Annotated in this window: 3 protein-coding genes; 1 reads left to right on the top strand and 2 read right to left on the bottom strand. The window is 70.9% G+C overall.

What is annotated here, in order from left to right; translation table 11 throughout:
* Together ACWDU1_RS31800 and ACWDU1_RS31795 are read right to left on the bottom strand one after the other, a co-directional pair.
* Nucleotides 1–1,012 (bottom strand): HAMP domain-containing protein (locus tag ACWDU1_RS31800; protein ID WP_450004120.1); only part of this gene is annotated, 1,012 nt, incomplete at its 3' end.
* On the bottom strand, nucleotides 1,005–1,682 hold the full coding sequence (locus ACWDU1_RS31795; RefSeq protein WP_450004119.1) for a response regulator: 678 nt from the start codon (nucleotides 1,680–1,682) through the stop codon (nucleotides 1,005–1,007). The genes ACWDU1_RS31795 and ACWDU1_RS31800, both read right to left, overlap by 8 nt.
* Before the next feature lie 120 nt (nucleotides 1,683–1,802).
* Here ACWDU1_RS31795 and ACWDU1_RS31790 point away from each other — a divergent pair, with 120 nt between their 5' ends.
* The gene (locus tag ACWDU1_RS31790; RefSeq protein ID WP_450004118.1) at nucleotides 1,803–2,168 is read left to right on the top strand and encodes a PepSY domain-containing protein; all 366 of its coding nucleotides are present in this window, start codon (nucleotides 1,803–1,805) and stop codon (nucleotides 2,166–2,168) included.
* Nucleotides 2,169–2,203: the final 35 nt, after the last annotated feature.

Genomic DNA, 2,203 nt, shown 5'->3' with positions numbered 1-2,203 from the left:
CGGTGTCCTCGAGCAGCCCACCCGGTTCGAGCAGTCCCGGATGCGCCTGTGCCACCTCGAGCTGGGTGCGGAGGCTGGCGATCGGGCTGCGTAGTTCGTGGGCCGCGTCGGCGATGAAACGGCGCTGCCGCTGGGCGGATTCCTCCAGGGCGGCGAGGGTCTCGTTGGTGGTGACGGCCAGCCGGGCGATCTCGTCGCGGGAACCGGGTTCGGGCACTCGGCGGGAGAGGTCGCCGTGCATGATCTCGGCGAGTTCGGTGCGGATCGCCTCCACCGGGCGCAGCGCCCGCCGGGTGACCAGCCAGGTCACCCCGGCGACGAGCCCGAGCAGCAGCGGCAGGCCGGTCAGCATCGCGGTACGCGCATCCGCCACCGCACTGTCGGCGGTATCCAGCGAGGCGCCGGCGTAGACGGTGACCGGGCGGCCATCGGGCGCGGTACCGGCGAGGGCGGCGACGCGGAACCGGTCCGCGCCGGACCGGTCGTCCGAGACCAGTTCGACCTCTCCGAATACCACCTCGGCGGTGGCCGGGGAACGGTGACTTCCGTCGGTGTCCGCGGCGACCGGAGCGGCGGCACCGGCGACGGCGGGAGGGTCGTCTTCCTCCGGCTCCTCGTCGTCGCTCTCGTCGGCAGCCTCGGACTCCTCGGATTCGTCGTCGTCATCGGCCTCGTTGCTGTCGTCGGGACCGAACCCGGCCATCGCCGGGACACCGCGGAGTTCCTCGTCGGCGGCCAGTACCGTGCCGTCCGGCGAAACCACCTGTACGGGTTCGTCTTCCGGGTCGGGCAGGCGGAGCCGGTCCAGTGCGGTGCCGGCATCCAGCTGGGCGACGATGTCGTGGGCGGTCCGATCGGCCTGCAGGCTCGCGCTCTCCACGAGGTTGCCCCGTAGCGCGGCGAGTACCAGCACTCCCGCCGCGCCGAGCCCGACCGCGACCACTGCCGTGGCGCCGGCGGTGGTGCGCGTCCGGACCGAACGCCATCGCGACCGCTTCGCCCGCTCAGCCACGGTCGGCGGCCAGCCGGTAACCCGCGCCGCGGACTGTCAGGATGGTCCGGCAGCCGAAGGGGGCGTCTATCTTGCGGCGCAGAGCACTGATGTAGACCTCGACGATGTTCGGGTCGCCGTCATAGGCGAAATCCCAGACGTGTTCCAGGATATCGGCCTTGGAGACCACCTCGCCCGCCCGCACCGCCAGCTGTTCCAGGACCGCGAATTCCTTCGCGGTGAGCGCGAGCTCACGTTCGCCGCGCAGGCACTGCCTGGTGGCGGGGTCGACGACCAGGTCCCCTATGCGCATCACCCGGCTGCCGCCACGGGTGCGCCGCCGCAGCAGCGCGCGGATGCGGGCCAGCAGCACCACATAGGAGAACGGTTTGCACAGGTAGTCGTCGGCGCCGGTATCGAGGCCCTCGGCCTCGTCGTATTCGCCGTCCTTCGCGGTGAGCATCAGGATCGGCGTCTCGTGCCCGGCCGCGCGCACAGTGGAACACACCCGGTAGCCGTTCATTCCGGGCAGCATGATGTCGAGGATGATCAGGTCGTAGTCGGTACCGGTGGCGCGGAGCAGGCCCTCGGCGCCGTCGTGGACGACATCGACGGCGAAACCCTCCGCGGACAAACCCTGTGCGAGGGCGAGAGCGAGACGTTTCTCGTCCTCCACGATCAGCAGGCGCATCGCCCAAGACTGACAGATCCCGCCTGAAATGATCTTCAGGTTGCTTCAGGTGAGCTTCAGCCGTGCGATGTCACAGTGGTGCTCGCAGTCGGGAAGGACTGCCCTACAGGAGGTTTCACCATGGCACACGTCTTCCGTCGCGCGTTCACCGGATTGCGCTGGCTCCTCGTCGGCGCGGCGGTCGCGGCGCTCACCGCGATCGCGTCGTTCGCCGTCGCCGGGGTCACCCTCGGACACGGACCGCAGCCCGCCGGAGCCGCGACCGCCGGGTGGTCGCTGGTCGCCGACCCCGGTATCGACCGGCAGCAGGCCATGGACACCGCCGCGGCGGCGGTCGCGGGCGGGCGGGCGGTATCGGCCGAATTCGAGGCCGAGCACGGCACACCCAGGTGGGAGGTCGAGGTGGTCACCCCCGAAGGCCGGGAATTCGAGGTGACCGTCGATGCCACGACCGGCCGGGTGGCCGGGGCGCCGATCCCCGATTGAACGAGCCGATCGCCGATCACCGCCGCACCCGGCCG

The sequence above is a fragment of the Nocardia sp. NPDC003345 genome, assembly GCF_053589395.1.
Note: the sequence above shows the minus strand (reverse complement) of the source record. Positions and strands in the feature narration are given on the sequence as shown.

What these genes read in the sequence shown, in the direction of transcription:
- ACWDU1_RS31795 (WP_450004119.1), bottom strand. Translation starts at nt 1,682, where the DNA reads ATGCGCCTGCTGATCGTGGAGGACGAGAAACGTCTCGCTCTCGCCCTC.
- ACWDU1_RS31790 (WP_450004118.1), top strand. Translation starts at nt 1,803, where the DNA reads ATGGCACACGTCTTCCGTCGCGCGTTCACCGGATTGCGCTGGCTCCTC.